Consider the following 2,976-nt stretch of genomic DNA (forward strand, 5'->3'; position numbering starts at 1 on the left):
CGACCGCGGTGCGCGCCACCACCGTAGGATTCGTGGTCTCGCTGTCGGTCGCGATATTCGGCGGCACCGCACCGTATCTCAATACCTGGCTGAACTCGTTGGACATGGGCTGGATGTTCAACGCGTGGATCATGTTGCTCGGTGTGCTGGTGATCATCGGCTCGTTCGTGATCCGCGAAACCAAGGGCATTGACCTGCGTGACCTCGACGACGAGTTCGCGGCCCCGGCTCGATGAATCCGGTGAATTCATCGGGCGCCGGACTGTTTGACGGCCGGACCGCCATCGTCACCGGCGCCGCCCGCGGAATCGGTCATGCCATCGCCGGGGCATTTGCGCGGCACGGCGCCACCGTCGTCGTCGCCGACCTCGACGGAGAGGCCGCCGAGCGGGCCGCGGCCCAGCTTGCCGCCGTCGGGGGAGAGGTTCGGGGACGCGCCGCGGACGTGTCGGATAGTCGAGACGTTCACTCGCTCATCGATTTCGCCAGATCTCTACTGGGCCGCGTCGACATTCTGGTCAACAACGCGGCTACCACCACGACCGAGACCATCGAGCACACCGATGAGGAGGCGTGGCGGCGGGTTGTCGACGTGAACTTGACCGGGCCGTTCCTGTGCTCCAAAGCCGTTCTGCCGCATATGCGCAAACAGCATTACGGCAAGGTCGTGAACATCGCTTCCGTCGCGGCGAAACGGATCAGCTTCAACTCCGGCGCGAGCTACACAGCGAGCAAGGCCGGGCTGGTGGCCTTCACCCGCCACCTCGCCTACGAGGCCGCGCCCGACGGCATCAACGTCAATGCGGTGTGTCCGGGTCCGGTGATCACTCCAATGCTGGAAAAAGTCTCCGATCGTGAGACTCTGGCGCACAGGCGCAGACAGATCCCGGCGGGTCGGATCTCCGGGCCGGACGATCAAGCCGATGTCGTGCTCTACCTCGCATCCGATGCCGCGGCGATGATCCACGGGCAAGCCGTCGACGTCGACGGTGGTGCCCTCTTAGGCTGGACCGACACCGCAAGCTATTTCGCCCGGCGCGGCGCCATGTCGACATCTAACCGAAGATCTACGGTCAGGGGAGCAAACCAATGACTGTCGCGATGACCACGACAATCGTCGGAGTCGGATCGACGCGACAAGGCGAGCTTCCGGGTCGCGGTGCGAATGACATTGCCGCTGAAGCGATTAAGATTGCCTTGGACGATGCCGGACTCACCAAAGACGATGTCGACGGGTTGATCACCTGTCGCAACCTGACCGGGCGGTCCTGCATCGACGAACAGGTGGGGCAGCTGCTCGGGATGAACCCCGCCTACAGTGCCACCCTCGACTACGGAACCGGTAACTTCTCGTTGCACCTTGGTGTAATGGCCATCGCTGCCGGTCTCGCCAACACCGTCGTCTTGGCCTATGGCACCAATCAACGTTCACAACGGGTCAACTTCGGCAACACCGTCGGAGGCGGTGCGGAGTTCTCCGCGGCCGCGGGCCTGGTCCACGTGGCCGGACCGGCAGCTCTGGCGTTCCGCCGCCATCAGCATCTCTACGGAACCACCGAAGAACAACTGGGTTGGGTATCGGTGGCGCAACGCGAATGGGCACAACTCAACCCGCTGAGCGTGTTCCGCACCCCGCTGACGATCGACGACTATCTGGCAGCCCCATACATCGCCGAGCCGCTGCGCCGCCCAGACCTCACCATGGTGTCCGACGGCGGAGCGGCGCTGGTTCTCACCAGGGCGGACCGGGCAGTTGACTGTCCGAAACGACCCGTCCATGTCGCAGGGATGGCGGAACGAACAGCGCTGCGCGGGTACCAGAACCCGGATAACCTGATGCGACCCTGGCTGTCTGACACAGCCCGCGACCTCTGGAACAACACCGGCATCGGTCCACGGGACATCGATGCGCTCTACGTTCAGGACGCCACCTCCGTCTGGGTGCTGCAGATGCTGGAAGCTTACGGATTCTGCGATCCGGGTGAGGCCGGCCCATTCCTGCAGGCGGGCAACACCCGGCCCGGAGGCCGGTTGCCGGTTAACACCAACGGCGGCCAGCTCTCGGAGAGCTACATGTGGGGCTGGCTGCATCTGTGCGAGGCGGTGCGTCAACTCCGCGGTGAGTGCGGCGACCGCCAGATACCCGATCCCACCTACGTACTCGACTGTTCGTCGCACGATTTTCTCAAGGCCGCAGCGACCCTACTGGCGGTGACATCATGAAGACCCACATCATCGTGGCAGTCAACGATGCTCTGGAACAACCATTTTGGGATGCGCTCAAGCAGAATCGGCTGGAGCTCCAGCACTGCGAGAAGTGCGCTTACATCAGGTTCCCGGCCAGTGAAAGGTGCCCCGAGTGCTGGGGACAGACAGGCACCTGGCGGCCCGTCGATGCCGTGGGAACGGTGTGGAGCCACACCACCTATCACAAGTCGCTTCATCCCGCTCTGGCCGATGCCGTGCCGTACACGGTGGTCCTCGTTCAACTTGACGCCGGACCGGTGCTCCCGGGCCGTATTCGCCCCGGCGGCGACACGGAGATCGCGATCGGTGATCGCGTCGAGGGTGTATTCACCGCCATCACACCAGAGTTCACGATGCTGGAATGGAAGCGCGTCCAATAGCCCGTCGGGTCAGTAGGACGTATTCGGTTCGGGCCACCAGTCGGCACGTTCGATCGGGGTGGGGGGATTGCCAGTCACCGACTTGACCACATCGGTCAGCGCTGAGACGTCGCCCCGGGCGATGGCCTGATACCAGGAGATCCAGGCTTCGATCTGGTTCCCGCTGATGCCGAGCTTCCAGCGGCGGCTGAACGCCTCCTCGAGCGTCTCCGGGTAGTAGCGGTAGGGCCGACCGGTCGCCGCGGCGATCTTTGCCACCGCCTGCTCAAGGGTCAGCAGTTCCGGTCCGGTGACTTCCAGGACCGCACCGTCGTATTCCGTGCTGGGATCGGCCGCGACCGCGGCAACG

The 2,976-nt window shown here is 64.0% G+C and carries 3 protein-coding genes and 2 pseudogenes; 4 read left to right on the top strand and 1 reads right to left on the bottom strand.

From position 1 onward, the window contains the following. The 4 genes and pseudogenes from ACWDTP_RS38055 to ACWDTP_RS38070 all read left to right on the top strand — a co-directional run. Positions 1 to 236, top strand: a pseudogene (locus ACWDTP_RS38055) (MFS transporter); the annotation flags it as partial. Positions 237 to 241: 5 nt separating this feature from the next. Beyond that, the gene (locus ACWDTP_RS38060) at positions 242 to 1,093 is read left to right on the top strand and encodes an SDR family NAD(P)-dependent oxidoreductase (RefSeq protein WP_450028382.1); all 852 of its coding nucleotides are present in this window, start codon (positions 242 to 244) and stop codon (positions 1,091 to 1,093) included. Positions 1,094 to 1,197: 104 nt separating this feature from the next. Continuing rightward, a complete protein-coding gene (locus tag ACWDTP_RS38065; protein WP_450028383.1) occupies positions 1,198 to 2,223 on the top strand; it encodes a thiolase family protein in 1,026 nt (341 codons plus the stop codon). Then, complete coding sequence (locus ACWDTP_RS38070; protein ID WP_450028384.1) at positions 2,220 to 2,627, top strand: Zn-ribbon domain-containing OB-fold protein; 408 nt, start codon at positions 2,220 to 2,222, stop codon at positions 2,625 to 2,627. Before ACWDTP_RS38065 ends, ACWDTP_RS38070 begins: the two co-directional genes overlap by 4 nt. A 9-nt stretch (positions 2,628 to 2,636) precedes the next feature. Here the strand turns inward: ACWDTP_RS38070 and ACWDTP_RS38075 are convergent. After that, positions 2,637 to 2,976 (bottom strand): annotated as a pseudogene (locus tag ACWDTP_RS38075) (hypothetical protein); the annotation flags it as partial.

The sequence above is a fragment of the Mycobacterium sp. NPDC003449 genome, assembly GCF_053588415.1.